We start from the raw sequence: 24,777 nt of genomic DNA, 5'->3' as shown, positions 1-24,777 counted from the left end.
GCCTAGCCCTTCGCGGCCCGCTTCAGCATCTCGTTGTACGCCGCCAGCTCGGCGTCGCCGTCGCGGTCGGCGGCGCGGTCGCGGCGCTTGGCCTCGCGCTCGTCGTCGCGCCACCACTGGATGACGAGCACGATGATCACCATCACCATCGGGACCTCGCCGAGCGCCCAGTTCATCGCGCCGGCGAGGTGCTGGTCGTCGAGCAGGCTCGAGACGTAGGGGACGTCGAGGAGCCGGAAGTAGTCGCCGCCGATGATCCGCTCCGAGCCCATCACGCTGATCGAGAAGAAGGCGTGGAAGGGCATGGTGACGAGCAGCAGCATCAGCCGCCCGACGTACGACGTGCCGCCGCCGGGCCGGTCGCCGATGAGCACCTCGAAGAAGACGAGGCCCGCCATCAGGAAGTGCAGCTCCATGGCGAGGTGGCCGAGGTGGTTGCGCATGAGGACGTCGAACAGGCTGCTGAAGTAGACGACGTACAGGCTGCCCACGAGCAGCAGCGCCGCCGTGACCGGGTGCAGGACCAGGTGCGCGAGCCGCGAGTCGAGCGCGGCGGCGAGCAGCTGCCGCGGTCCGGTGCCGCCGGGGACGTCGCTGCCCGGCAGCGCGCGCAGCGCGAGCTGGAGGGGGCGACCCGAGACGAGCAGGATCGGCGCGACCATCGAGAGCGCCATGTGCGCGGCCATGTGGGCGCTGAACATGACGCCGGCGTAGGTGCCGAGGCCGCCGAACGTGGCATAGGCGACGACGGCGAGCCCGGCGAACCAGGTGACCGTCCGGCCCGGCGACCAGCGGTCGCCGCGGCGGCGCAGGGCGACGATCCCGGCGACGTACGCCGCCGCGCCGAGGCCGACCACGAGGAAGCCCAGGCCCGACGGGGTGAACGACCACAGCAGCCGGCCGAACGTCGGCGCGGGCGGGACCGGGCCGCCGAGGAGGCCCTCGGCGAGCGAGGTGTAGAGGTTCTCGGGCGCCGGCGGCGGGGTCCGGCTGAGGCCGACGCCGGCCCCGACGGCGACCGCCATGACGAGCAGCTCGAGACCGGTCAGCCGCAGCAGCACCACCCAGTCGGGCGCGGCGCTCGCGACGACCCGGCGGCGCAGGGTGAGCCCGACCAGGCCGACGACGACGATCACGGCGGTCTTGACCAGCACCCCCGCGCCGTACGCCGAGAGGAGGTCGGCGGGCCGCTCGAGCCGCACCCAGGCGCTCACCACGCCCGAGACCGCGGTCAGGCCCAGGCACCAGCCGGCGAGCGCGGAGAAGCGGTGCAGCGCGCGGTCGCGCACCTTGGTGGCGGAGGCGAGGTGCCACCACAGCGCGAGCACCCCGGCGATCCAGATCACGGCCGTGACGACGTGCACGACCATCGCGACGATCGCGGTGTCGTGGTTGCCGGCCGACGACGCGTGCCCGGTGAGGATCGGCGGGACGACGGCCACCAGCGCCAGGCCGAGCAGGACGAGGACGCCGCGGGCGGTGAGCACCCAGCGCGCGGCGACCGCGACGACGGCCAGCAGCGCGGCCTGGGCGAGCAGCGCGCGCGGCTGGTCGACGCCGGTGGCGAAGCCGCGCAGCTCGTGCCAGCGGATGTCGCCCACCGGCACGGCGAACTGGTCGGAGTAGGTGAGCACCACCTGGACGAGCACGACCGCGCACCACCCGGCGGCCAGCCAGCGCACCGGCAGCAGCGCCCGGAAGGCGGACCCGCCGAGCTCGTTCTCGGGCCGGCGCATGGTGAGCGGCGCGACGAGGAGCCCCGCCACGACGGCGATCGCGAGGCCGTCGGAGACCAGGCGCAGCGCGGGGAGCCCCCAGCCGGTCAGCCGGCCGGGGTCGGGCAGGCCGGGGATCGGCTCCTGCGGCGCTCCCCCGCCCGCGACGAGGAGGACGAAGGCGACCGCGGCGGCCAGCACCAGCGCGGCCCCGACCGGCGCCAGGCCGCGCCGCTCGCGCACGGCGGGGGCGCTCACCGGGTCCTCCGGCGGCTCCAGAGGAGCAGACCCGCGGCGACGGCGAACAGCGCCACCGCGACGCCCACCTGGACCTGGCCGAGCGACGGGCCCCCGTCGTCGTCCCCGTCCGTGGTCGAGGCCGGCGCCGGGTCGGCGGCATCCGCCGAGGCCGTGGCCGACGGCGCGGCGTCGTCCAGCGGACCGTCCCCGACGACGAAGCCGATCCGGCCGGTGACCGGGTGGCCGTCCTCGGAGACGACCCGGAAGGCCGCGCCGTAGGTGCCCTCGGGCGCACTCCCCCCGAGCGCGACGCTCACCTCGGCGCCGTCGACGCGCACCTCGCCCTGGTCGGCCCGGGAGCCGTCCGGCGCGGTCACGACGACGTACGCCGGCGCGCTGATCGGCTCGCTGAACTCCAGCGTGACCCGCTCGGGCAGCCGGTCGAGCCGCTGACCGGCCGCCGGGTCGCTCGCGACCAGTGACGCGTGCGCCGAGGCGGGCAGGTTCCAGCCTCCCGCGACGACCCCGACCAGGGCCGCGGCCAGGACCGCGCCGAGCGCCGTGACGAGCGCGGCGAGCCGCGCGTGCTTCCTCATGATGGTGACTTCTCCCCCGTGGACTTTCCTTCGAGCAGCTGCTGGCCGACGTACCCACCTTGCGGTGCGGCGGGCGGGATCGCATAGACGGCGGACCCGATCGCGACGACCCACTCGTTGAGCCGGTCAAGCTCGTCGAGCCGGCGCTGCACCGGGACGAACTGGCGGGCCGGGTCGGCCGCGAACGCCAGGAACACCAGGCCGCTGTCCTCGCCGGTGCTGCGGGCCGGGTCCGGCTCGGTGTAGCTGTAGGCCCGGCGCAGGAACCGCTCCCGCGGGTCCGCGCTGCGCGCCCGCGCGACGTGGCTGGCCGGGTCGATCACCGGGAACCCGAAGCGGTCGGTGGCCGCGAAGTCCGGCTCGTCGAACTCCGTCACGCCCGTCAGCGGCGCGCCGGTGTCGAGCCGGCGGCCGACCACGACCTCGCGGCCGACCCGGTCGACGCGGTCCCACTTGTCGAGCTGCATCCGGATCCGGCGGACCACCAGGAAGGTGCCGCCCGCGAGCGCGTCGTCGCCGGACCACACGAGCGGGTCGAAGTCCGGCTCCGCGGGTGCGAGGTTGACGGTGCCGTCGACCTGGCCCATCAGGTTGCGCATGGTGGTGCCGTCGGGGACGGTGCCGCGCGCCGTCCGGAAGCCCTGCTGGATCCAGCGCACCTGGGCGAACGTCCGCGCGTCCTTGACCAGCATCCGACGGGCGTGGGCCAGCGTGGTCGGGTCGTCGCAGCAGACCTGCGCGACGACGTCGGTCTGGCCCCAGCGCGGGTCGAGCCGGTCCCGGTCGAAGCCGGGCAGCTCGTCGAGCCGGGGACGTCGTCCCGCGGGCACGAGATCGCGCAGCACCCGCGGACCGAAGCCGAAGGTGACGGTGAGCCGGGCCGGGTGCGCGGCCAGCTCGGGCTCGGTGTCGGCGAGGGCAGCCGTGCCGGACGCCAGGCGCGCGGCGTCGTCGCTGAGCAGCCGCATCATCCGGGTCAGCCCGACGACGCCGGCGTCCTCCCGCAGGTCCCAGCCGACCAGCGCGAGGTGCGCCTGGGGCGGGGTGTCGACCCCGGCCTGGTGGGTGCCGACGACCGGCACGGTCTCCGCGCCCGCGGACGGGCCGACCACGCGGGCCGGACCGTCCGTGGGCGCCGCCGCGGCGGAGCCGTTCGCCACGAGGGCGGACGCGCTCCACCCGGCACCGGCGCCGCCGAACGCGGCGGCGCCGGTGCGGAGGACGCGCCGGCGGTCCCACCGGGGACCGCCGGGCATCAGTGCTCGCCGCCGTTCTGGTACTTCTCGTCGGCGCCGTCGAACGCCTTGACGGTCGCCTCGACGTCCGTGGTCGTGCCGTCGCCGAGGGTGAGCGTGATGGTGACCGTCGTGCCCGCCTCGACGGGCTCGGTCAGGCCCATCAGCATGAGGTGGTCGCCGCCGGGCTCCAGCGCCAGGCTGCCGCCCGCCGGGATCACGAAGCCGCCCTCCTTGGGCCGCATCGCCATCGAGCCGTCCTCGTTCTCGACGGTCTCGTGGAGCTCGGTGGTGTCGTTGACGCTCGTGGTCGCCGCGACCACGGTGACGTCGCTCGAGCCCTCGTTGACGAGGGTCCCGAAGGCGGCGGTCATGCCGCTGGGAGCGGCCTTGACCCAGGGGTCGGTGACGGTCAGGGCGGCCTTCGCGGCCGGGCTGCTGCCGGACGTCGGCGCCTGGTCGCGAGCGTCCTCGCTGCCGCTGCCGCAGGCGGCGAGCGCGGGGACGAGGGCCGCGGCGAGGACCGCCGCGGTGAGGTGCTTCTTCATGGTGAGGTTCCGTTCGGTGGGCGCGCGTCAGCGCGCGGGAAGAGGCGCGCACGCCACCGAGGGGTCAGCGCGCGGCGCCGGGAAGGGCGAGGGCGGAGCACCACCGCGGCGGCGCCCGGGGCCGGCCGACCCGCGCGGCGAGCCGGCCGCGCAGGCGCCGCACGCGCACCAGGACGCGGGCGCGGTAGCCGACGACCGGGACCGGCAGCGCGAGCAGGAGCGGCAGCAGCCAGCCGGCCGCGGCCCGGACGACGTCGAGCGCCGCCCGGTCGAGCCCGGCCGCGACGGCGACCGTCGCGATCGCGACCAGCGCGTGGAGCGCGAGCATCGCGAGGGACGGCGCCGGTCCGGCGTGGTGGTCGTGCGCGTGGGGGTGCCCGGCGGGCGCCATCATCAGGCAGAGGTGCCCGAGCGCCTGCGCGACGAGCGCGGTCGCACCGATCCGGGGCAGGCCGACGGCGTCACCGGGGGTGAGCGCGACGGCCATCGGCAGCGCCACCGCCGTCACGACCAGGCCGGGGACCAGCTCGACCGAGCCGCCCGCCGCCACGTGCGCGACCAGCGCGCCGAACGCCGCCACGCAGCCGGCGACGGCGCCGCGGACCTGCCGGAAGCGCCGGGCGCGCGCCCGGGCCCGTGCGGCCGGTCCGGAGGTCATGGGGGCTCAGGCGTCCTTGGACGCGCGCAGCGCCTTCCAGCCCAGCGCGCCGAGCAGCCCGGCGATCACGAAGTTCACGACGATGAGGACGGTGTGCGCGACCCAGTAGCCGGTCGCCCGGTCCTCACCTGCGTCGTAGGCCTGGTAGAGGTTCTTGGCGAAGTTGCCGAAGGAGAAGACGTTCCAGGCGGCCACGGCCAGGAGCAGGAGGGCGTGCTTGCGCTCGAACTTCACCCGGTCAGTGTCCCAGACCGCTCCAGGCGCCCGGCTCACGGTCGCCGGCGGCGGCCCAGGAGTGTGAGCAGGACCCCAAGCACCCCTCCGGCGGCGAACGACGCCAGGCGCGGCAGCGGCGGCGCCGGGGACGCCGGCTCGCCCACCCCGCCCGGGCGCGGCGTGACCGCGGCGGCGATCGCGGCGGCTGCGGGCACCGGGGCCGGCGGGCGCTCGGCCAGCGGGCTGGTCTGGGCCCACGCGGCGGCGTAGAGGATGACTCGGGAGAAGTAGTTGATCCAGACCAGCAGGATCAGCGCGATCCCGAACGCCTGGAAGGCGGGCTGCCCGCGGGTGCTCGCCAGCAGCAGCCCGGAGAGCTGCTTGAGCACCTCGAAGCCGAGCGCGCCGAGCAGCGCCCCCGACCACAGCGCCCGGGCCGGCAGCGGCGGACGGGCCAGCAGCCGGAAGATCAGGAAGAACAGCAGCGTCGAGGCGGCCAGCCCGAGCAGCAGCGCGATGATCGCGACCAGCCAGCCCAGCTCGGCGCCCACGTGGAGGACGTCGAGCACCGCCTGGGAGGTACCGGTGAGCGCCGCCGAGGTGACCACGCTCAGCATCAGCACCGTGCCGAGCACGGCCAGCGTGAGCAGGTCGCGGAGCTTGCCGATCACGAAGTTGGGCCGCAGCCGCTCGGGCAGCTCGAAGAGGACGACCAGCGCCGACTGCAGCGACGACAGCCAGCCGAGCCCGGCGTACAGCACACCGGCGAGACCGATCAGCCCGACCGTGCCGGCGGCGTCCTGGACGTCCTGGAGGTTGACCTGGCCGTCGCCGGTGCCCACGAGACCCGGCAGCACCTGGTCGATCGCCTTGACCAGCGACTCGTTGGCGTCGGGGAACACGTTGGCGACGTAGCCCACGGCGAAGAACGCGAGAGCGAGGATCGGGAAGACCGACAGGAAGCCGAAGTAGGTCACCCCGCCGGCCTGCTGGCTGCCCTGGACGGCGCTGAAGTGCTCCTGCATCCGGACCGCGTGGTCGACGAGCGGCCACCGGTCGCGGGCGTCCGCGACCTTCGCCTTCACTCGATCGACCAGGCTCATGACAGTGCGAAGGTGCGGGTGGCCCGCCAACCCTCCTGCTCGTCATGGACGTAGAGATGGAAGTCGGTGACCTCGAAGGCGCACTCGAACTCGGAGAGATCGGCGAACGCGCGGTCGAGTGTCGGGTCGTCGAGGTGGTGCGCGACGGTGACGTGCGGGTGGTACGGGAAGTGCAGGTCGACGGCGAGCGGCCCCCGTCGTACGGCGTCGGCGAGCTGCTCGCACTGGGAGATCCCCTCAGCGAGACTCACGAAGACGACGGGCGACACGGGCCGGAAGGTACCCGTCCCGCGCAGATGCACACGGAACGGATCGATCCCGTCGGCCGCGGTCTCGAGGTGCGCCTCGATCTCGTCGAGCTCGCCGGCCACCTCGGTGGGCGGGATCAGCGTGACGTGGCTCGGGACGCCCTCGGCGGTCGGGTCGCCGATCCGCAGCCGGTAGTCGTAGAGCTCGGAGGCCCAGGGCTCCGGGATCGCGATGGCGACGCCGATCACCGGCATCAGGAGCCCTCCGCGCGGCGCTCGGCGGGGGCGACGAAGCCGACCCGCTGGTAGACGTCCTTCAGCGTCGCCTCGGCGACCGCACCGGCCGTCTCCGCCCCCTGCGCCAGCACCTTCATCAGGTAGTCCTGGTCGTCGAGCAGCTCGAGCGTGCGCTCCCGGAAGGGCGTCACGAAGCCGACCACCACCTCGGCGAGGTCCTTCTTGAGGTCGCCGTACATCTTGCCGGCGTACTGCTCCTCGAGGGCGGGGACCGCCTCGCCGGTGAGCGCCGAGTAGATGGTCAGCAGGTTGCTGACCCCCGGCTTCTCGGCGAGGTCGAAGCGGATCTCGGTGTCGGAGTCGGTGACCGCCGAGCGGATCTTCTTGGCCGTGACCTTGGGGTCGTCGAGCATCTCGATGATGCCGTTCGGCGCGGAGCCGGACTTCGACATCTTCTTGGTCGGCTCCTGCAGGTCGTAGATCTTGGCCGTCGACTTCAGGATGTAGGGCTCGGGCAGCCGGAAGGTCTTCTTGAACCGGCTGTTGAACCGCTGGGCCAGGTCGCGGGTGAGCTCGAGGTGCTGGCGCTGGTCCTCGCCCACCGGGACGTAGTGGGGCCGGTAGAGCAGGATGTCGGCCGCCATCAGGATCGGGTAGGCGAACAGCCCGACGCTCGCCGCGCCCTCGCCGCCCTTGGCCGACTTGTCCTTGAACTGCGTCATCCGCCGGGCCTCGCCGAACCCGGTGAGCCCGTTGAGCACCCACCCGAGCTGGGCGTGCGCCGGCACGTGGCTCTGCACGAAGATCGCCGAGCGCTCCGGGTCGACGCCCGCCGCCAGGAGCTGGGCCGCCCCCCGCAGCGTGCGCTCGCGCAGCAGCTTCGGGTCCCAGTCGACGGTGATCGCGTGCTGGTCGGCGATGAAGAAGAACGGCTGGTGGTCGCGCTGCAGGTCCACCCACTGCCGGACCGCGCCCATGTAGTTGCCGAGGTGGAAGGAGTCGGCGGTCGGCTGGATGCCGGAGAGGACGCGCGGGCGCGCGGCTCCCTCGGGCGCGGCCGGCTGCGCGGTCTCCGGCACGGGCGGGTGCTCGGTGGTGGCGGACATGGGAGGGATTCTCTCAGGCCGGGCATCCTGCGCGTAAAGCCCCCGGTCACCGGCCGGCCGCGCCTACACTCCGGCCATGCTCCCGCCTGTGGCTCCACCCCGCCGCCGCCCGCCCGACGGGCTCGCCGTCGCGAGCGTCGCGCTCGCCGTCCTCGTCGCCGTCGTCCAGGTGGTCAGCGCGGTGACGTCGTTCGACGCGCGCACCCGGTTCCAGGAGGTCCTCAGCACGGGCGGCAGCACGGCCGACGTCCTGACGACGTACGACTGGGTGGTGATGGCCTTCGCGCCGGTGCTGCTCGCGACGTACGTCGTGACCTGCCTGTGGCTCTCCGCGGCCCGCGTCAACGCCGTGGCGATCAGCCCCCGGGTGCCGCACGCCCGCAGCCGGCTCTGGGTCTGGCTGGGCTGGTGGGTGCCCGTGGTCGCGCTGTGGTTCCCCTACCAGGTGGTCCGCGACGTGCAGCGCGCCAGCACGCCCTCCGGGCGCACGTTCGCGCTCGGCCCGTGGTGGACGGCGTGGCTCGTCTTCCTCTTCGGCAGCCGGATCACCTCGCAGCTCGCCGGCAACGACCCCGAGATGGTCGACCTGCTGCCCGGCTTCGAGGTGGTCACGGCCGTCGCGGCCGTCATCGGCTGCGGGCTCTGGTGCCGCCTGGTGCTACGGATCACCGACCAGCAGGACGCCGCGCTCAGCGCTCCGCCGGCACCGCCGCCGCTGGCGTCCCGGCCATGGCCCGGCGGTGCGTGAGCGCCGACACCAGCAGGATCGCCGTGCCCACGGTCGCGAGCGCCGCGCCCACGAGCGCGGGCGCCCGGTAGCCGTGCCCGGCCGCGATGACCAGGCCGCCGAGCCAGGCGCCGAGCGCGTTGGCGATGTTGAGGGCGGCGTGGTTCATGGCCGCGCCGAGGGTGACCGCTCCCCCGGCGACGTCCATCAGGCGCAGCTGGAGGTTGACCACCAGCACCGAGCCGGTGGCGGTGACGAGGAAGGCGACCGGCAGCAGCAGCCAGCCGTGGGGGGCGGCGACGTAGTAGACGAGCATGAGCACGATGCCGATCGAGCCCGAGAGCAGCAGGCTGCGGAACACCGACCACGCGGCCAGCTCGCCGGCCAGCCAGGTGCCGGCGACCATGCCGAGGCCCAGGGCCAGCACGAAGAAGGGCACCGTGCCGCGGTCGAGGCCGCCGACGACGGTGACCGTCTTGGCGATGTAGGAGTAGACGGCGAACATCCCGCCGAAGCCGACCGCGCCGACCGCCATGGTCAGCCAGACCTGGAGGCTGCCGAAGAACTCGCCCGCCTCCTTGCGCCCGCTCGCCTCGGCCGCACCGGGCACCGAGGGCACCGCGGCGAGCACGAGCCCGACGGTGACCAGGGCGAGCAGCCCGCCGAGGAGGTACGTCGAGCGCCAGCCGACCTGCTGGCCGAGGAAGGTGGCCAGCGGGACGCCGACGACATTGGCGACCGAGAGTCCCAGCATCACGCTCGCGATGGCGCGACCGCGCCGCTCCGGCGTGACCAGGCTCGCGGCGACCAGGCTGGCGACACCGAAGTAGGCGCCGTGCGGCAGCCCGTCGAGGAAGCGCGCGAGCGTGAGCACCTCGAAGGTCGGCGCGACGGCGCTGAGCAGGTTGAACGCGGCGTACGCCGCCATCAGGCCGACGAGCATCGCCCGCCGCGGCACCGCCGCGCCGAAGAACGCCAGGATCGGGACGCCGACCACCACGCCGATCGCGTAGGCGGAGATGACGTGCCCCGCGGCCGGCACCGAGACGTCCACGCCCTTCGCGACCTCGGGCAGCACGCCCATCGTCATGAACTCGGTGGTGCCGATCGTGAACCCGCCGACCGCCAGCGCCAGGATCGCCAGTGCGGGACGGTGGTGGGACACCTCGGGCTCGGTACGGGCCTCGGTGGAGGTCGTCGGGGCAGAGGTCACGTGAGGCTGTAACCGGGCCCGGGCGTCCTCGTATTCCTCGCTCACCCGGCCAAGTGTCCCCATTCGGCCGCGAGCGCGGTCCACGGCCCCACCGCGGCGACCTGTCCGTCGACCAGGACGACGACCCGGTCGGCCTGGGCGAGCGCGGCTCGCTTGGACGTCGCGCCGATGACCGTGGTGTGCCGCTCGCGCAGCGCCGCCCACAGCTCGATCTCGGTGGCGGCGTCGAGGGCGCTCGACACGTCGTCGGCGAGCAGCAGCTCGGCGTCGGCGGCGAGCGCCCGGGCCAGGGCGAGGCGCTGCACCTGACCGCCGGAGAGCCGGACGCCGCGGTGCCCGATGACCGCGTCGGGACCCCCGGCGTCGGCGACGTCGTCGGCGAGCCGGGCGGTGGCGAGGGGCTGGTCGATGGGCCGGTCGTGGCCGAGCAGGACGTTGTCGGCGAACGTGCCCGACAGCACCCGAGGCACCTGGGCGACGTGGGCGACCTGGCTGGGCCGCAGGAAGGTCTCGGGGTCGGTGACCTCGGTGCCGTTCCAGCGCAGCGAGCCGCGGTGGTCGATCAGGCCGGCCAGCGAGGAGAGCAGGCTCGACTTGCCCGAGCCGACCTGGCCCACGAGCAGCACCAGCTCGCCCCGCGTCACGCTGAGCGAGATCCCGTCGGCGCCGACCGTGCCGTCGTCGTGGACGGCGACGTAGTCGCTGAGGTCGAGCCGGTCGAGCCGGACCCGCTGGGGCGCGACCGGGTCGGGCGCGTCGCCGGTGACCAGGTCGATGCCGGCAGGGACGTCCATCAGGTCGGTGCCGCCCGCGAACCGCGCGGTGACCTGCTGCCACGCGCGGGTGCCCGGCGCCTCGGTGACGACGGCGCCGGCGACCCGGCCGAACCAGTCGAAGCCGTTGACCGCGGTGGAGACGAGCAGCGCGGTGGCCAGCCCCCAGACGTCCCAGAGGTAGAGCGCCCAGGAGGCGACGACGCCGACCTGCACCATGACGATGGGGACGCCGTCGAGGACCGCCTGCACCCGGTGCTCGAACACGGCGGCCTCGACCCGGCCGTCGTCGACCTTGCGGAGGTGGGCGTGGACGTGGGGGGTGCGCCCGGCCAGCTTGACCGTGCGCGCCGACTCGACCGCCGAGACGACCGCGCGGCCGAACCGGGCGCGCGCCGCGGACGAGCGGGCCGCGGAGCGGCCGGCGATCGGCCGGCCGATCGAGGAGGCCAGGGCGCTGGTGACCATGACGACGAGGAGCACGGCGCCGGCCAGCCAGGAGCCGGCCGCGAGCATCGTGATCGCGGCGATGAGCAGGCCGTTGGTGAAGTCGACCCAGCGGTCGGCGTAGCGCGCGTAGCGGTCGGCGTCCATGGACCGGGCCACGACCTCGCCCGGAGGCGTGCGGGGCAGCCGGTGCGGGCGGACCTGGCCGATCAGGACGCTCATCCGCACCCGCAGCATCACCTCGATCCACCAGCGCGGGTAGCGGCGGAAGGCGTCGGCGAGCAGGAAGGGCGCGACCAGCAGGCTGACCGCGAGGACGACGGTCAGCGCGGTGACCGACTCTCCCTCGCCGAGCCGCTCGACCACCCGGCCCCACACGAAGCCGGTGATCACGCCGAGCGGCGCGAAGATCGTGCCGCCGAGGAAGAGCACGACCGACCAGGCGCCCCACCAGGGACGCACCCAGAACGCCTTCCAGGTGCCCTTGGCCAGCGAGGAGCCGTGGCCGACCTCGGGGCGCTCCGGCGGGGTGCCGGTGCGGCGCCGGCCGCCGACGGCGGAGCTCTCGGCGTCGGTCTCGGCCTCGGGCTCGGCCTCGGCGGTGTCGGCGAAGCCCTCGGTGTCGCTGGCGTCGAGGAGCCGGCGGAAGGGTCCCTCGACGACGGCGAGCTCGTCGCGCGGGCCGTGCTGGATGACCCGGCCGTGGTCGAGGACGGCGACCGCCTCGGCGCGCTCGATGGTGCTGAGCCGGTGGGCGACGAGGATGCCGGTGCGGCCGCTGATCAGCCGGTCGGCCGCGGCGACGACGCGGGCCTCGGTGACCGGGTCCATCCGCGCGGTCGCCTCGTCGAGGACGACGACCTGGACGTGGCGCACGAGCAGCCGGGCGAACGCGACCAGCTGCTCCTCGCCCGCCGAGAGCGTCGTGCCACCGGGGCCGAGGAGGGTGTCGAGGCCAGCGGGCAGGCCGGCCACCCAGTCGGTGAGGCCGAGCTCGTCGACGGCGGCCTCGACCTCCTCGCGCGGCACCGGCGCGAACAGCGCGATGTTGTCGGCGAGCGTGCCGGCCAGGATCTCGGTGCGCTGGGTGACCACGCCGACGCGGCGGCGCAGCTCGTGCAGGTCGAGGGCGGTGATGTCGGCCCCGCCGAGGAAGATCGTGCCCGGCGGCGGCTCGACCGCGCGCGAGAGCAGCGAGGCGAGCGTCGACTTGCCCGAGCCGGTGCGGCCGACGAGGGCGAGCGTGTGCCCGGCCTCGACGTAGAGGTCGACGTCGCGCAGCGCGAAGGCGCCCTCGACGTAGGCGAAGTCGAGGTGCCGGATGCGCAGGTCGAGCGCCCCGCCCGGCACCGGCTCGCCGCCGACCGGCTCGGCCTCGACGGCGAGCAGCTGGCGCAGCCGGATGACCGCGCCGAGGCCGGCCTGGATGTCGGGGAGCTGGTGGGCGAGGTTGTTGATCTGGCCGACGAAGATCGTGGTGACCAGGAAGAGCGTGACCAGCCGGGCCACCCCGAGGTGGTCGCCGCTGACCAGCAGCACGCCGGCGACGGCGATCACGACGAGCAGGCCGTGCAGCATCAGCCCCACGCGGACGGCGAGGCGCGCCTCGACCACGAGCACCCTGCGGAACTTCTCGTGCACGTCGGCCGAGAGCCGGGCGAGCCGGCGGACGGCGAACGCCTGGCCCAGGCTCGTGCGCAGGTCGTCGCGGCCGGCGACGCCCTCTTCGAGCGCGGCCGCGTGGTCGGTCCAGGCGGCCTCCTCGATCACCTTGCGGCGCGCGATCTCGGCCAGGTAGGGCCGCATCACCCAGACCGCGACGGCACCGGTGACCGGGAACAGCACGAACGCCGGCCACCAGGTGAAGCCGGCGACCAGCCACATCGGGATGGCGGCGAAGGCGGTGCGCATCGCCATCCAGATCTGCTGGCGCAGCAGCGTGCCGACCTCGTGGGTGTCGTCGTCGACCCGGTCGAGCACCTCGCCGACGGCCTGCTCGGTCAGGTGCGCGAGCGGCTGCTGGAGCGCCGCGCTGAGCAGGTCACCGCGCAGCCGGCCCTCGGCCCGGTCGACCACGGCGGCCCACACGACCCGGCCGGCGGTGTCGACGGCGGCCGCGCCCACCACGAAGAAGGTCAGCCAGCCCACGAGCGCCGCGGTCGGGTGGTCGGCCAGCCGGCCGGCGACCACCGTGCCGAGCGCCTGCCCGAGCGCGGCCAGCGCGACCGCGGACACGGCGAAGCCCGCGGCCGGGGTCCGCAGGCGGCGCCAGTCGACGCGTCGCGCCGGGTCGCCGCTGACGGAGGGCCGGTCGGGGGTCACGGTGCGGGTCAGCGTGCTGGTCATCGTGACTCAGCGTAGGTTCCGGCACCGACACTTCGCCTCTGAATATCTTCCGGCCGGTGGGCCGCTGCGTGCGGGAACCTCCGGTCAGAGGTGCTTGAGCGCCTCGCGCCGGCTCAACGGGCTCAGGTCGTGGCTGTCGGCGTACGCACGGACCCAGTCCGGGTGCACCCGGGCGACCTCGCGCAGCGACCACCCGACCGCCTTGCGGATGAAGAAGTCGCGGTCGCCCAGGTTGGGCTCGAGCACGGTCGCGAGCAGGTCGCGGTCGACCCGGTCCCTGCGGCCGAGCTGGCTGAGGATCGCGAGCCGGCGCACCCACAGGAAGTCGTCGGTCGACCAGCGCAGGACGGTCTGCGCGGTCTCGGCCGGGTGGGCGTCGTGGAGGTCGGCGACCCGGCCCGCGGCCGCGTCCACGTGGTCCCACCAGGCGCCGGTGCGGGCGATGTGCTCGTGGAAGGGCACGAGCGAGAGGTCGCCCCGCAGCGGGCGGAGCGCGAGCAGCGTCTCCGCGGCGTACCGCTCCTCGCGGTGGGTCGCCTCGTCCCAGAGCGCGCGGGCGGCGGCGACCAGGACGGCCGGCTCGCGGATGCCGCGCTCGCGCACGAGTGTCCGGGTGAGCCGGCGCACCTCGGGGTTGCGGACGCCGAAGAAGGGCAGCGCCGACTTCATGTAGGCCTGCTGCCCCGGGGCCAGACGCGCGTCGGCCGCGGCCCGCAACGAGGTGCGGACCGCGGCCACGAGCGACGTGTCGGTCAGAACGCCGCCAGCGCGGCGTTGAGGGTGGCGCTCGGCCGCATGACGGCCGACGTCTTCTCACCGTCGGGGCGGTAGTAGCCGCCGATGTCGGCCGGCTTGCCCTGGACGGCGATCAGCTCGGCGGCGATCGTCTCCTCACCGGCGCGCAGGGACTCGGCGAGCGGCTTGAAGGCCGCGGCCAGGTCGGCGTCGTCGGTCTGGTTCGCCAGCTCCTCGGCCCAGTAGAGCGCGAGGTAGAAGTGCGAGCCGCGGTTGTCGGTCGTGCCGAGCTTGCGGCCCGGCGAGCGGTCCTCGTTGAGGAAGGTGCCCGTCGCGCGGTCGAGCGCGTCGGCCAGGACCTGCGCCGCGGGGGCGTCGGCCTGCTCGGCGTACTTCTCCAGCGAGGGGACGAGCGCGAAGAACTCGCCGAGGCTGTCCCAGCGCAGGTAGTTCTCCTCGACCAGCTGCTGCACGTGCTTCGGCGCCGAGCCGCCCGCGCCGGTCTCGAACAGACCGCCGCCGGCGATCAGCGGGACGACGGAGAGCATCTTCGCCGACGTGCCGAGCTCGAGGATCGGGAACAGGTCGGTGTTGTAGTCGCGCAGCACGTTGCCGGTCACCGAGATGGTGTCCTCGCCCTTGCGCATCCGCTCCAGCGAGTACGCCGTCGCGAGCGTCGGCGCGAGGATCTCGATGGTGAGGCCCTCGGTGTCGTGCTGCGGGAGGTAGGCGTTGACCTTCTTGATCAGCTCGGCGTCGTGGGCGCGCGACTCGTTGAGCCAGAAGATCGCCGGCGTCTGCGAGGCGCGGGCCCGGGTGACGGCCAGCTTGACCCAGTCCTGGACGGGGATGTCCTTGGTCTGGCACGCGCGCCAGATGTCGCCGGCCGCGACGTCGTGCTCGATGAGCACGTCGCCGTTGGACGCGACGACCCGGACCGTGCCGGCCTCGGCGATCTCGAAGGTCTTGTCGTGCGAGCCGTACTCCTCGGCCGCCTGCGCCATCAGGCCCACGTTGGGCACGGTGCCGATGGTGGCCGGGTCGAGCGGGCCGTTCTTCTTCACGTCGTCGATGACGGCCTGGTAGACGCCGGCGTACGACGAGTCCGGGATCACCGCGAGGGTGTCGTCCTCGCCGCCGTCGGCGCCCCACAGCCGGCCGCCGTTGCGGACCAGCGCCGGCATCGACGCGTCGACGATGACGTCGGAGGGGACGTGCAGGTTGGTGATGCCCTTGTCGGAGTTGACGTACGACAGGCGCGGGCCGGCGGCGAGCGCGGCCTCGAAGGCGGCGTTGATCTCGGCGCCGTTCTCGAGCTTGCCGAGACCGGCGAGGATCGCGCCCAGGCCGTCGTTGGCGGAGAGGCCGGCGGCGGCCAGCTGGTCGCCGTACTGGGCGAAGACGTCGGCGAAGTAGGCCTTCACGACGTGGCCGAAGATGATCGGGTCGGAGACCTTCATCATCGTCGCCTTGAGGTGGACCGAGAACAGCACGTCCTGGGCCTTGGCCTCGGCGAGCGCGTTCTCGAGGAACGCCCGGAGGTGCGCGGCGTCCATCTTGGTGGCGTCGATGATCTCGCCGGCGAGGACCTGGAGGCCGCTCTTGAGGACGGTCTTCTCGCCGGCCTCGTTCTCGAGCACGATCGCGAGGACGTCGTCCTGCTCCAGCGTCACGGACTTCTCGTTGCTCGCGAAGTCGTGCGCGCCCATGGTCGCGACGTTGGTCTTGGAGCCCTCGGCGAACGGCTTGTTCGTGTGGGGGTGGGTCTTGGCGTAGTTCTTGACCGAGGCCGGCGCGCGGCGGTCGGAGTTGCCCTCGCGCAGGACCGGGTTGACCGCGGAGCCCTTGACCTTGTCGTACTTGGCCCGGATCTCCTTCTCCTCGTCGGTCGCCGGCGCCTCCGGGTAGTCCGGGACGGCGAAGCCCTGCTCCTGCAGCTCCTTGATCGCGGCCTTGAGCTGCGGGATGGAGGCGGAGATGTTCGGGAGCTTGATGATGTTGGCCTGCGGCGTCTTGGCGAGCTCGCCGAGCTCGGTCAGCGCGTCGTCGGCGAGGCCGAACTGCGCGAGGATCCGCGCCGCGACGGAGATGTCACGCGTCTCGAAGGCGACACCCGCCTTGGCGGCGAAGGCCTCGACGATCGGGAGGAAGGAGTACGTCGCGAGGAGCGGCGCCTCGTCAGTGTGGGTGTAGATGATGCTCGACATGTTCGGGCGGCACTCCTGACGTGGATGAGATTGCTTGACATCAAGATATCTGACGGGACCAGATCCGGTGAACCCGTGGGCCCCGCCCAGCCTCGCCTCCACGCCCGGGGGCGGTCAATGGCTAGGGTTACCCGTGAGACCCGGCTGGTAATTCGGGAGCCGAACCGAGGAGATATCTGAGATGACGCAAGAAGCAGCGGCCGACGCCGCGACCACCACCCCACCCACGCTGACCCAGAAGCTCCTCGCTGAGCTGGTCGGCACCTTCGTCCTCGTCTTCGTGGGTTGCGGCGCCGCCGTCACCACCGACGCCGACATCGCCGCGACCGGGCTCGCCTTCGGTATCGCGATCGTGATCATGGCCTACTCCTTCGGGCGTATCTCGGGCGGCCACTTCAACCCCGCCGTCTCGGTCGGTGCCGCCCTCGCCGGGCGCATCTCCTGGCGCGAGACGGGTCTGTACTCCGCGGCCCAGGTCGTCGGCGGCCTCGTCGGCGGCCTCGTGCTCGCCATCACCCTCCTCGCCGGCGACATCGGCTGGGAGTTCGGCGACCCGCTCGGCAGCAACGGCTTCGGCGGCTTCGGCTTCGCCCTCGGCGGCGCCCTGCTCGTCGAGATCGTGCTGACCTTCATCTTCCTGACCGTGATCCTGTCGGTCACCGACGAGCGCAACGACACCGTCGCCTTCGCTCCCCTGGCCATCGGCCTGGCGCTGGCCGCGATCCACTTCGTCGCCATCCCGCTGACCGGCACCTCGGTCAACCCGGCCCGCTCCATCGGCGTCGCCTTCTTCTCCGGCAGCGACGCGATCCAGGACCTCTGGCTGTTCATCGTCGCCCCGCTCGTCGGCGGCGCGCTGGCCGGCGTCCTCTACCCGGTGCTCTTCGGCCGCGGTGCCGACCCGGTCCCCGGCTCCGGCTTCGGCGGCCCCCGCCCGGTCGCGGTGCCCGGCTTCGGTGCGCCCAACGCCTTCGAGCAGCAGTGGAACCAGCAGCCCGCCCAGGCCCAGCCGCAGGTCGGCCAGCACGCGGGTCAGCCGCAGGTCGCCCAGCAGCAGCCGATCATCCAGGACGGCTGGCAGTGGGACCCCGCCACCCAGCAGTGGATCCCGGCCCAGCAGCAGCCCGCTGCCCCGGCCGCACCCGACCCGCAGGCCGGTCAGCCGGGTCAGCCCGGTCAGTCCGGTTGGGCGCCGCCTCCGGGCGAGCAGACCCAGGTCCGCCCCCCGCAATAACATCGGGCCGAGCGCGTCTCCGGCGCCGGAGACGGCAGCAAGCTGCCGAGAAAGCGCCTCCCGCCGCGCTGCCGGCCTGGTAGCACCACCCTCAACGGGGCTCGTCGTACGCGACGAGCCCCGTTGCGTCGTCCTGGACCAGGCCGACGCCGCGGGCGTAGACGTCGCTGTGCCCACCCAGGCCGTCGGCGCTCGCCGCGACCTCCAGCACCACCGTGTCGCCGTACGTCGCGAGGGGGACGGTGACCTCGTCGTCACGGGCCTCGACGGTGCTGACCGTCCCCGGCGTCGAGCGGAAGCCGTCGCCGACGCGGGGCCGCGCCGGCATCATCAGCCCGGCCTCGGCACCGTCGTCACCGGCCTGCCACGCGTCGTCGCTCCCCTCGTGGCCGAACCACCAGACGTTGCCGGAGCGGTCCTGGGCGAAGTGGTCGCGGGTGACCGTGCCGTCGGCCGCGGTGCGCACGAGGGACGTCGTCGCGACGCCCTCGATCTCGGGGCCGGGGGCGGCCTCGGCGGCCGAGCCGTCGTCGTAGCGCCAGCGGGCGCCGGGTGGCAGCGGGAACCAGGGGTTGTCGACGGTGGCGGTGAAGTCGCCCGGGTCCGGGGAGGGCGTGGGGACGACGAGGCCGTCGACGCCGGTGGGCGGCGCCGGGGCGGCGGCCGAGCCGCAGCCGGCGAGCGCGGTCGCGAGGGCCGCGCCGAGGGCCAGCGCGGCGAGACCGGTGCGAGGCGGGGTCCGCATGCGGCTCATCGTCTCGCACCCGTGCCCGGCTGCCCGCGCCGGGCCGGGCGCTGCTAGCGTCGCTGGCAGTCCCATCGCAACCTCTTGAGGAGACCCAGTGAGCACCACCCCGCTCAAGGTGGCCGTGACCGGCGCGGCCGGCCAGATCGGCTACAGCCTGCTCTTCCGCATCGCTTCCGGCGCGATCGCCGGCGACCGTCCCGTCGAGCTGCGGCTGCTCGAGATCGAGCCCGCGCTCAAGGCCCTCGAGGGCGTCGTGATGGAGCTCGACGACTGCGCGTTCCCGAACCTCGCGGGTGTCGAGATCGGCTCCGACCCGGAGAAGATCTTCGACGGCGTCAACCTGGCCCTGCTCGTCGGCGCGCGTCCGCGCGGCCCGGGCATGGAGCGCGGTGACCTCCTCTCGGCCAACGGCGCGATCTTCACCGCGCAGGGCAAGGCCCTCAACAAGGTCGCCGCCGACGACGTCCGCATCGGCGTCACCGGCAACCCGGCCAACACCAACGCGCTCATCGCGGCGACCAACGCGCCCGACATCCCCAACGAGCGGTTCTCGGCGCTGACCCGCCTCGACCACAACCGGGCGATCTCGCAGCTGGCCGCCAAGACCGGCTCGGCCGTCACCGACATCAAGAAGATCACCATCTGGGGCAACCACTCGGCCACCCAGTACCCCGACATCTTCCACGCCGAGATCGCGGGCAAGAACGCCGCCGAGGTCGTGAACGACCAGGCCTGGATCGCCGACACCTTCATCCCGACCGTCGCCAAGCGCGGCGCCGCGATCATCGACGCGCGGGGCGCCTCCTCGGCCGCCTCCGCCGCGTCCGCGACCTGCGACGCCGCCCGCGACTGGCTGAACGGCACGCCGGCCGGCGACTGGGTCTCGATGGCGGTCGTCTCCGACGGCTCCTACGGCGTCCCCGAGGGCCTCGTCTCCTCCTTCCCGGTCACCACCTCCGGTGGCAACTGGGAGATCGTCCAGGGCCTCGAGATCGACGACTTCTCGCGCGGCAAGATCGACGCGTCCGTCGCCGAGCTGGCCGACGAGAAGGCCGCCGTCACCGAGCTCGGCCTGATCTGAGCCTCCCGCACCACACGAAGCCCCGGCCCGATCGCCTGATCGGCCGGGGCTTCGTCGCGTCGCGGCCCGCGGGGCCGGCGTGGCCCCCGTGGCCGGCGTGGTGTTGTAACACGCTGTCCACCGCGCTTCGCGCCGTTTGACGTCGCTTCCACGCCGTTGCAGCACGGGGTTAGCGACGTCAAGGGGCGCGAAGGGACGCGGACAGCGTGTTACAACACCTCGCGTCCGCGCCGAGGTCCGCGCGGCGCGAGCGCGCTACAGGGGCTGCTCGGGGATGCTGCCGGCGAGCAGGACCAGCGCGATCCCCACACCGACCAGGATCCCCACGTCGAGGAACCGATGCCGGACGGCGAGCATCCCGGCCTCGCGCTCGGGCAGCACCAGGCGCAGCAGCGCCGCCGCCGCCAGACCGCCGGCGACGACGCGCAGGCCGACCCGCCACTCGCCGACCCCGGCGATCACCAGACCCGCGCCGACGACCAGCAGGACGGCGATGTAGCACGCGCCGCCGAGGGTCGAGGGGTAGCGGCGGACCGGCGGGTCCTCGGGGACCTCCGCCGCCGGCACCACGGACTCGTCGTTCAGTGCGCTGCCTTCCCGCCTTCGCGCGCAGCCTGCTTCTCGGCCATCGCGACCACGTTCGCCAGCAGCATGGCGCGGGTCATCGGTCCGACGCCACCCGGGTTGGGCGAGACCCATCCGGCGACGTCCCAGACGTCGTCGGCGACGTCACCGGCGATCTTGCCGTCGACCCGGCTCACGCCGACGTCGAGGACGGCGGCGCCCGGCTTGACCATGTCGCCGGTGATGATCCCCGGCACGCCCGCCGCGGCGACCACGATGTCGGCCTTGCGCACGTGCGCGGCGAGGTCGACGGTGCCGGTGTGGCACAGCGTCACGGTGGCATTCTCGGAGCGGCGCGTGAGCAGCAGCCCGAGCGGACGCCCCACGGTGATGCCACGGCCCACGACCACGACCTCGGCCCCCGCGATCGGGACCTCGTGGCGGCGCAGCAGCTCGACGATGCCGTACGGCGTGCACGGCAGCGGCGCCTCGTTGCCCAGCACCAGCCACCCGAGGTTGGTCGGGTGCAGCCCGTCGGCGTCCTTGGCGGGGTCGATCAGCCCGAGCACCCGGTTCTCGTCACGGCCGCGCGGCAGCGGCAGCTGGACGATGTAGCCGGTGCAGGCGGGGTCGGCGTTGAGGCCGGCCACGGCCTGCTCGATCTCGCCCTGGGTGGCGACCTCGGGGAGGTCGACGCGGATCGAGGAGATCCCGACCTCGGCGCAGTCCTTGTGCTTGCCGTTGACGTACCAGCGCGAGCCGGGGTCGTCGCCGACCAGCACGGTGCCCAGGCCGGGGGTGATCCCCTGCTCGCGGAGCTTGTCGATGCGGACGCGGAGCTCGTCCTTGATCGCGGCCGCGGTGGCGTTGCCGTCGAGCTTCTGTGCAGTCACGGGGTGATCCTTCCAGATCGAGGTGAACGCGGCTCAGAGCCGGGCCGCCCCCCGGAGGCAGCGGGGCGTGAGCGGCGACCGGATTGAGTCGGCTGACGCAGGGAACGCCGAGCGACGGAGCGAAGGGAGCGAGGCACGAGCGACCGGAGCGGAGGAATCGGCGTTTCCTGCGCGCCGACCGTCTGGCCGCCAGGAGACCTCACACCCCCGCCGACCACGACCGCTCGGCCCATCCAGCTCAGTGGAAGAAGTGCCGGGTCCCGGTGAAGTACATGGTCACCCCGGCGGCCTCGCACGCCGCGATGGTCTCGTCGTCGCGCACCGACCCGCCGGGCTGCACGATCGCCTTGACCCCCGCGTCGAGCAGGATCTGGGGGCCGTCGGCGAACGGGAAGAACGCGTCGGAGGCGGCCACCGAGCCGCGGGCCCGCTCCACGCCCTCGACGAGGGTGTTGGCGCGCTCGACGGCGAGCTTGCAGGAGTCGACCCGGTTGACCTGGCCCATGCCGATGCCGACGGCACCGCCGTCGCGCGCCAGCAGGATGGCGTTGGACTTGGCCGCGCGGACCGAGCGCCAGGCGAAGGCGAGGTCGGCGAGCGTCTGCTCGTCGGCGGCCTCGCCGGTCGCCAGGGTCCACGCCGACGGGTCGTCGCCGTCGGCCTGGAACTGGTCGACGTGCTGCATCAGCAGGCCGCCGCTGATCGGGCGGGTCTCGACGCCGCCGGACGTGAGCGGCTCGGCGACGAGGATGCGGATGTTCTTCTTGCCCTGGAGCACCTCGACCGCGCCCTCGTCGTACGCGGGGGCGACGATGACCTCGGTGAAGATCTCGGCGACCTGGCGGGCCATCTCGACCGAGACCGGCGCGTTGGTGGCGATGACGCCGCCGAAGGCGGAGACCGGGTCGCACTCGTGGGCGCGGCGGTGGGCCTCGGCGACGTCGGCGCCGACGGCGATGCCGCACGGGTTGGCGTGCTTGATGATCGCCACGGTCGGCTGGTCGCCGTGGTCGTACGCCGCGCGGCGGGCCGCGTCGGTGTCGACGTAGTTGTTGTAGGACATCTCCTTGCCGTGCAGCTGCTCGGCGGCGGCGAGGCCGCCGGGGCCGTGGCCGGAGCGGTAGAGCGCGGCGGGCTGGTGCGGGTTCTCGCCGTAGCGGAGGACGGCCTGCTGGTCCCAGGTGCCGCCGATCCAGGCCGGGAAGCCGGTGCCGGCGCTGGAGTCGGTGAGCACGGAGCCCATCCACGAGGCCACCTGGACGTCGTACGTCGCGGTGTGCACGAACGCCTTGGCCGCCAGCGCCTTGCGCTCGTCGTAGGTGAAGCCGCCGCTCTGCGCCGCGGCGAGCGTGGCGGCGTAGTCGGCGCCGTCGGTGACGATCGCGACCGACGGGTGGTTCTTGGCGGCCGCGCGGACCATCGAGGGCCCGCCGATGTCGATCTTCTCGATGCAGTCGTCGATGCCGGCACCGGAGGCGACGGTCGCGGCGAACGGGTAGAGGTTGACCACGACCAGGTCGAACGGCGCGACCTCGAGCTCCTCGAGCTGCGCGAGGTGCTCGGGCAGGCGGCGGTCGGCGAGGATCCCGGCGTGGACGCGCGGGTGCAGCGTCTTGACCCGGCCGTCGAGGCACTCGGGGAAGCCGGTGAGCTCCTCGACCTTGGTCACGGGCAGGCCGAGGCTCTCGATGAGGGCGGCCGAGCCGCCGGTGGAGACCAGCTCGACGCCGGCGTCGTGCAGCCCGCGGACGAGGTCGTCGAGGTCGGTCTTGTCGAAGACGGAGACCAGCGCGCGCTTGATCTGGATCCGGTCGGTCATGGCGGGTTCACTTCCTCATCGGGTCGTTGCATCTCGATGAGGGCACCCAGGCGATCGATGCCGACTCGTCACTCCCTGGTGGTGGCCCACCTGCGCCAGTCGTGTGCCCTCAGAATATCGGGGATCAGCCTCCCAGCCGAACTCGCCGGCCGTCGACGGTGAACCCCTCACGCGCCATCCGCCCGACCGACTCGACGAGCATGGCGCGCTCGGCGGTCTTGATCCGCTCGTGCAGCGTCTCGACGGTGTCGTCGTCGGCCACCGGGACGACGGCCTGCGCGACGATCGCGCCGGTGTCGACCCCCGCGTCGACGACGAACAGGGTCGCTCCGGTCACCTTGACGCCGTACTCGAGGGCGTCACGGGGCCCGTGCATGCCCGGGAACGACGGCGACAGCGCCGGGTGGGTGTTGACGGTCCGCCCGCCGAAGCGCTCGAGGAAGGTCTCCCCCACCAGCTTCATGAACCCGGCCAGGACGACGAGATCGGGCTCGAACGCGGCCACCTTGTCGGCGAGCGCGCGGTCCCAGTTCTCGCGGGAGGAGAAGTCCCCCACCTTCGCGACGAACGTCGGCACCCCGGCCCGCTCGGCCCGGGCCAGCCCCTCGATGTCGTCGCGGTCCGCGCCGACCGCGACCACCCGGGCGCCGTACGACGGGTCGGCGCAGGCGTCGAGGAGGGCCTGGAGGTTGGTGCCGGAACCCGACACGAGGACGACGAGGCGAGGGCGAGCGGGCACGGCCGGAGTCTAAGCCGCGGCCGGGGTCAGCCTCGACGCGGCAAGCGGTCGCGGACAGCCGACAGCCGGGTGCGCAGCCAGGAGTCGGCGTCGCGCTGCCACCAGCACACGACGACCGCGCCGACCACGCCCCCGATGCCGAAGGACGCCATCGAGTGGAGCAGCACGTCGAACGTGTAGGGCCCGACCTCGCGCATCCGGCCCGGGCCGACGGCGCCGCCGGCGACGGCGGTGAGCGCGGCGAGCAGGACGCCGGCGGTGATCCCGCCCGCGCAGCCGCGGATGGCGGCCCGGTCCCACGCGAGCACCGGCCGGTCGCGCTGGACCCGGCCGGCGACGTACATCGCGACGAGGACGGGGGTGAGCATCAGCAGGTCGGTCCACCACGGCTGGCTGCCCTGGTCGGGCAGCGCGGCGAGCAGCGGGAACATCGGCAGCGGGCCGAGCACCACGGCGGTCGTGGAGACGGTCGTCCCGGCGCCGACGGTGAAGCCGGGGCCGAGCAGGTAGGCGCTGGAGAAGAGCAGTGCGTTGGGCAGCACGAGCAGGGTCAGCACCACCATCAGGACGACGGCACCGGCGTCGGCGTGGAGCTGGGAGACCACGTTGGCCGCGGTGGAGAAGTCGAGGACGAAGGCGGCGGCGAGCGCCAGCACGCAGACCAGCGCCCAGGTGCCGAGGATCCGGCGGGCCACGAGGAGCACGTCGCGCACGGTCGCCGGGACGGCGGGCAGCCAGATCGCCGCGCGTCCCGAGCCGGATGCGATGGCCGGACCGCCCACGACGAGGCCGAGCAGCACCGACCAGAGCACCACGCGGGTGGGGTCGGGGTCGGAGGCCGCGGTGGCGGCGACGGAGGCGGTGACGACGCCGACGACGGCGTACCCGACGGTGAAGAGGACGGCCGCGAGCGGGACGGTCCAGTCGCGGGCGCCGTCGGCGATCCGGTCGGCGTCGGGGCCGTGCCCGGAGACCGACTCGCCCACGCGGTGCCCGACCCGCCAGGTCACCCAGGCGCAGATCACGGTGAGGCCGAGCGGGATCGCGGTAATCCGGATGCCCTCGACCGCCACCGTCGAGCCGTGCGCGACCAGCCAGCCGTGCGCGCCGACGCGCAGCGCCCCGCTGGGGCTCCCCTCGCCGCCGGCGTCGGTGAGGAACCAGCCGACGACCGCGAGCGCCAGGCAGACGAGCAGCGGCCCCCCGGCGGCGAGGGCGCCGCCGACGGTCGCCGTCGGGACCAGCGGACGGGTCGTGGCGAGCTCGCGGCGCAGGTCGGCGTCCGACCGGGCGGTGGTTCGACCGGACCCGGTCCGGCGCGGGGTCGAGGGGGCCTGCAACGTCATGGT

General features: G+C 73.8%; 22 protein-coding genes and 1 riboswitch. Of the genes, 3 read left to right on the top strand and 19 right to left on the bottom strand.

Annotated elements, in window-relative coordinates; genetic code table 11:
• Nucleotides 1-2 precede the first annotated feature (2 nt).
• The 9 genes from BM223_RS26350 to trpS all read right to left on the bottom strand — a co-directional run bounded on the left by BM223_RS26350 (nucleotide 3) and on the right by trpS (nucleotide 7,902).
• Nucleotides 3-1,973 (bottom strand): bifunctional copper resistance protein CopD/cytochrome c oxidase assembly protein, encoded by a 1,971-nt coding sequence (locus BM223_RS26350; RefSeq protein ID WP_038677447.1) that lies wholly within the window; start codon nucleotides 1,971-1,973, stop codon nucleotides 3-5.
• Nucleotides 1,970-2,551: a copper resistance CopC family protein gene (locus tag BM223_RS26345; protein WP_038677445.1), complete on the bottom strand. Its 582-nt coding sequence runs from the start codon at nucleotides 2,549-2,551 to the stop codon at nucleotides 1,970-1,972. Before BM223_RS26345 ends, BM223_RS26350 begins: the two co-directional genes overlap by 4 nt.
• On the bottom strand, nucleotides 2,548-3,807 hold the full coding sequence (locus BM223_RS26340) for a Dyp-type peroxidase (protein ID WP_038677443.1): 1,260 nt from the start codon (nucleotides 3,805-3,807) through the stop codon (nucleotides 2,548-2,550). The genes BM223_RS26345 and BM223_RS26340 overlap by 4 nt, the downstream gene beginning before the upstream one ends.
• Nucleotides 3,807-4,334 (bottom strand): copper chaperone PCu(A)C, encoded by a 528-nt coding sequence (locus tag BM223_RS26335; RefSeq protein WP_038677441.1) that lies wholly within the window; start codon nucleotides 4,332-4,334, stop codon nucleotides 3,807-3,809. Before BM223_RS26335 ends, BM223_RS26340 begins: the two co-directional genes overlap by 1 nt.
• 64 nt (nucleotides 4,335-4,398) lie before the next feature.
• The gene (locus tag BM223_RS26330; protein ID WP_038677440.1) at nucleotides 4,399-4,992 is read right to left on the bottom strand and encodes a hypothetical protein; all 594 of its coding nucleotides are present in this window, start codon (nucleotides 4,990-4,992) and stop codon (nucleotides 4,399-4,401) included.
• Nucleotides 4,993-4,998: 6 nt separating this feature from the next.
• Nucleotides 4,999-5,226 (bottom strand): SCO4848 family membrane protein, encoded by a 228-nt coding sequence (locus BM223_RS26325; protein WP_038677438.1) that lies wholly within the window; start codon nucleotides 5,224-5,226, stop codon nucleotides 4,999-5,001.
• Between the two features lie 35 nt (nucleotides 5,227-5,261).
• Entirely contained in the window at nucleotides 5,262-6,311 is a 1,050-nt protein-coding gene (locus BM223_RS26320) for a YihY/virulence factor BrkB family protein (protein ID WP_052138327.1), read from the bottom strand.
• Nucleotides 6,308-6,814, bottom strand: a complete 507-nt coding sequence (locus BM223_RS26315) for a 2'-5' RNA ligase family protein (RefSeq protein ID WP_038677436.1) — start codon at nucleotides 6,812-6,814, stop codon at nucleotides 6,308-6,310. The genes BM223_RS26320 and BM223_RS26315 overlap by 4 nt, the downstream gene beginning before the upstream one ends.
• Nucleotides 6,814-7,902 carry a tryptophan--tRNA ligase gene (gene trpS, locus BM223_RS26310; protein ID WP_038677434.1) on the bottom strand — a complete coding sequence of 363 codons (1,089 nt, stop codon included), beginning with the start codon at nucleotides 7,900-7,902 and terminating at the stop codon, nucleotides 6,814-6,816. Before trpS ends, BM223_RS26315 begins: the two co-directional genes overlap by 1 nt.
• Before the next feature lie 76 nt (nucleotides 7,903-7,978).
• On the opposite strand from trpS, the gene BM223_RS26305 reads away from it, so the two are divergent.
• On the top strand, nucleotides 7,979-8,650 hold the full coding sequence (locus BM223_RS26305; protein WP_038677432.1) for a DUF4328 domain-containing protein: 672 nt from the start codon (nucleotides 7,979-7,981) through the stop codon (nucleotides 8,648-8,650).
• Here BM223_RS26305 and BM223_RS26300 read toward each other — a convergent pair.
• From BM223_RS26300 to BM223_RS26285, 4 genes are all read right to left on the bottom strand, one after another.
• Nucleotides 8,592-9,842: an MFS transporter gene (locus BM223_RS26300; RefSeq protein ID WP_075018778.1), complete on the bottom strand. Its 1,251-nt coding sequence runs from the start codon at nucleotides 9,840-9,842 to the stop codon at nucleotides 8,592-8,594. The two genes, BM223_RS26305 and BM223_RS26300, sit on opposite strands and share 59 nt — an antisense overlap.
• 41 nt (nucleotides 9,843-9,883) lie before the next feature.
• Nucleotides 9,884-13,408 (bottom strand): ATP-binding cassette domain-containing protein, encoded by a 3,525-nt coding sequence (locus BM223_RS26295; protein WP_038677429.1) that lies wholly within the window; start codon nucleotides 13,406-13,408, stop codon nucleotides 9,884-9,886.
• A gap of 84 nt (nucleotides 13,409-13,492) precedes the next feature.
• Nucleotides 13,493-14,146, bottom strand: coding sequence for a DNA alkylation repair protein (locus tag BM223_RS26290; protein WP_200887080.1), 654 nt, complete (start codon nucleotides 14,144-14,146; stop codon nucleotides 13,493-13,495).
• Between the two features lie 14 nt (nucleotides 14,147-14,160).
• Nucleotides 14,161-16,350, bottom strand: coding sequence for an NADP-dependent isocitrate dehydrogenase (locus tag BM223_RS26285; protein ID WP_038677425.1), 2,190 nt, complete (start codon nucleotides 16,348-16,350; stop codon nucleotides 14,161-14,163).
• A gap of 181 nt (nucleotides 16,351-16,531) precedes the next feature.
• Between BM223_RS26285 and BM223_RS26280 the strand changes: the two genes are divergently transcribed.
• Nucleotides 16,532-17,584, top strand: coding sequence for an MIP/aquaporin family protein (locus tag BM223_RS26280; protein ID WP_075018777.1), 1,053 nt, complete (start codon nucleotides 16,532-16,534; stop codon nucleotides 17,582-17,584).
• Between the two features lie 91 nt (nucleotides 17,585-17,675).
• Here the strand turns inward: BM223_RS26280 and BM223_RS26275 are convergent, their stop codons facing one another.
• Nucleotides 17,676-18,329, bottom strand: coding sequence for a hypothetical protein (locus BM223_RS26275; protein ID WP_038677423.1), 654 nt, complete (start codon nucleotides 18,327-18,329; stop codon nucleotides 17,676-17,678).
• A gap of 97 nt (nucleotides 18,330-18,426) precedes the next feature.
• On the opposite strand from BM223_RS26275, the gene BM223_RS26270 reads away from it, so the two are divergent.
• The gene (locus BM223_RS26270; RefSeq protein ID WP_038677422.1) at nucleotides 18,427-19,413 is read left to right on the top strand and encodes a malate dehydrogenase; all 987 of its coding nucleotides are present in this window, start codon (nucleotides 18,427-18,429) and stop codon (nucleotides 19,411-19,413) included.
• A 255-nt stretch (nucleotides 19,414-19,668) separates the two neighbouring features.
• Here BM223_RS26270 and BM223_RS26265 read toward each other — a convergent pair whose 3' ends face one another.
• From BM223_RS26265 to BM223_RS26245, 5 genes are all read right to left on the bottom strand, one after another.
• On the bottom strand, nucleotides 19,669-19,980 hold the full coding sequence (locus BM223_RS26265; protein WP_158510180.1) for a DUF3017 domain-containing protein: 312 nt from the start codon (nucleotides 19,978-19,980) through the stop codon (nucleotides 19,669-19,671).
• 14 nt (nucleotides 19,981-19,994) lie between these two features.
• On the bottom strand, nucleotides 19,995-20,870 hold the full coding sequence (locus tag BM223_RS26260; protein WP_038677417.1) for a bifunctional methylenetetrahydrofolate dehydrogenase/methenyltetrahydrofolate cyclohydrolase: 876 nt from the start codon (nucleotides 20,868-20,870) through the stop codon (nucleotides 19,995-19,997).
• 238 nt (nucleotides 20,871-21,108) lie between these two features.
• Nucleotides 21,109-22,689: a bifunctional phosphoribosylaminoimidazolecarboxamide formyltransferase/IMP cyclohydrolase gene (purH, locus tag BM223_RS26255; protein WP_038677415.1), complete on the bottom strand. Its 1,581-nt coding sequence runs from the start codon at nucleotides 22,687-22,689 to the stop codon at nucleotides 21,109-21,111.
• A gap of 37 nt (nucleotides 22,690-22,726) precedes the next feature.
• A riboswitch (ZMP/ZTP riboswitch) is annotated at nucleotides 22,727-22,795 on the bottom strand.
• A gap of 18 nt (nucleotides 22,796-22,813) precedes the next feature.
• Nucleotides 22,814-23,428, bottom strand: a complete 615-nt coding sequence (gene purN, locus BM223_RS26250; RefSeq protein WP_038677414.1) for a phosphoribosylglycinamide formyltransferase — start codon at nucleotides 23,426-23,428, stop codon at nucleotides 22,814-22,816.
• A gap of 26 nt (nucleotides 23,429-23,454) precedes the next feature.
• Nucleotides 23,455-24,774 carry a cell division protein PerM gene (locus BM223_RS26245; RefSeq protein WP_075018776.1) on the bottom strand — a complete coding sequence of 440 codons (1,320 nt, stop codon included), beginning with the start codon at nucleotides 24,772-24,774 and terminating at the stop codon, nucleotides 23,455-23,457.
• Nucleotides 24,775-24,777: the final 3 nt, after the last annotated feature.

The organism is Pimelobacter simplex (assembly GCF_900114845.1).
Classification (GTDB): Bacteria; Actinomycetota; Actinomycetes; order Propionibacteriales; family Nocardioidaceae; genus Nocardioides; species Nocardioides simplex.
Note: the sequence above shows the minus strand (reverse complement) of the source record. Positions and strands in the feature narration are given on the sequence as shown.

Excerpts from the sequence above, each read along its gene's own strand:
- BM223_RS26345 (WP_038677445.1), bottom strand. The coding sequence starts at position 2,551 with ATGAGGAAGCACGCGCGGCTCGCCGCGCTCGTCACGGCGCTCGGCGCG.
- BM223_RS26340 (WP_038677443.1), bottom strand. The coding sequence starts at position 3,807 with ATGCCCGGCGGTCCCCGGTGGGACCGCCGGCGCGTCCTCCGCACCGGC.
- BM223_RS26335 (WP_038677441.1), bottom strand. The coding sequence starts at position 4,334 with ATGAAGAAGCACCTCACCGCGGCGGTCCTCGCCGCGGCCCTCGTCCCC.
- BM223_RS26330 (WP_038677440.1), bottom strand. The coding sequence starts at position 4,992 with ATGACCTCCGGACCGGCCGCACGGGCCCGGGCGCGCGCCCGGCGCTTC.
- BM223_RS26320 (WP_052138327.1), bottom strand. The coding sequence starts at position 6,311 with ATGAGCCTGGTCGATCGAGTGAAGGCGAAGGTCGCGGACGCCCGCGAC.
- BM223_RS26315 (WP_038677436.1), bottom strand. The coding sequence starts at position 6,814 with ATGCCGGTGATCGGCGTCGCCATCGCGATCCCGGAGCCCTGGGCCTCC.
- trpS (WP_038677434.1), bottom strand. The coding sequence starts at position 7,902 with ATGTCCGCCACCACCGAGCACCCGCCCGTGCCGGAGACCGCGCAGCCG.
- BM223_RS26305 (WP_038677432.1), top strand. The coding sequence starts at position 7,979 with ATGCTCCCGCCTGTGGCTCCACCCCGCCGCCGCCCGCCCGACGGGCTC.
- BM223_RS26295 (WP_038677429.1), bottom strand. The coding sequence starts at position 13,408 with ATGACCAGCACGCTGACCCGCACCGTGACCCCCGACCGGCCCTCCGTC.
- BM223_RS26285 (WP_038677425.1), bottom strand. The coding sequence starts at position 16,350 with ATGTCGAGCATCATCTACACCCACACTGACGAGGCGCCGCTCCTCGCG.
- BM223_RS26280 (WP_075018777.1), top strand. The coding sequence starts at position 16,532 with ATGACGCAAGAAGCAGCGGCCGACGCCGCGACCACCACCCCACCCACG.
- BM223_RS26275 (WP_038677423.1), bottom strand. The coding sequence starts at position 18,329 with ATGCGGACCCCGCCTCGCACCGGTCTCGCCGCGCTGGCCCTCGGCGCG.
- purH (WP_038677415.1), bottom strand. The coding sequence starts at position 22,689 with ATGACCGACCGGATCCAGATCAAGCGCGCGCTGGTCTCCGTCTTCGAC.
- BM223_RS26245 (WP_075018776.1), bottom strand. The coding sequence starts at position 24,774 with ATGACGTTGCAGGCCCCCTCGACCCCGCGCCGGACCGGGTCCGGTCGA.